Annotated in this window: 1 protein-coding gene; it reads right to left on the bottom strand. The window is 59.1% G+C overall.

All coding sequences use genetic code 11. The features are described from left to right. Positions 1-721, bottom strand: a protein-coding gene (locus THIARS_RS18120) for an IS5-like element ISThsp20 family transposase (RefSeq protein WP_094162246.1) whose coding sequence is annotated in 2 segments (ribosomal slippage) — positions 1-361 and positions 361-721 — 722 coding nt annotated over the 2 segments. Because the reading frame shifts where the segments join, the coding sequence is not laid out codon by codon here. This gene is flagged as partial in the annotation.

Consider the following 721-nt stretch of genomic DNA (forward strand, 5'->3'; position numbering starts at 1 on the left):
CGAATTTGCACGGCGGCAACGAATGAGGCGACGTTTTTCGCGTAGCGCGTGGCGATGCCCCTCCATCGCTTGAGATGTAGGAAGGCGTTCTCGACCAGATGGCGCAGTTTGTAGAGCGCCTTGTCATATGCCCTGGGTTGCTTGCGGTTCTTGCGCGGCGGAATCACGGCTTGCGCACCTTGCTCTTGGGCTTTCGCCACGATGGCATCGCTGTCGTAGCCTTTATCGGCAAGTAGACACTGCATCCTGAATCCATCCATCAACCGCTCAGCCTCTGCGCAATCCGCTCGGGTACCTTCTGTAATAACCGCTCTGAGCGGCAGACCATGCGCATCCACGGCCAGATGTATCTTGGTGTTGAGCCCCCTTTTGTACGGCTCATGGCCTGATTGCCACCCCGCGCTCCTGCGGCGTGCGGATGGACTTTGCAATGGCTGGCATCCATCATGAGCCATTCGAAATCAGGCTCCTCAATGAACTGCTCGAGCAGCGACTCCCAAATGCCCTGGTCACGCCAGCGACAAAAACGCCGATGGGTGTTTTTCCACCCACCATACGAGGCCGGCAGGTCTCGCCACGGCGCGCCCGTGCGAAGAATCCAGAACACGGCATTGATGAATTGGCGGTTGTCCTGCGCAACCCCACCCCAAACCCCCGCTCGCCCCGGCAGATGGGGCTCGAGCAATTCCCAGTGCCTGTCTGATAGGTCGTGTCGATGAAG

This window comes from Thiomonas delicata (assembly GCF_900088825.1).
Classification (GTDB): Bacteria; Pseudomonadota; Gammaproteobacteria; order Burkholderiales; family Burkholderiaceae_C; genus Thiomonas_A; species Thiomonas_A delicata.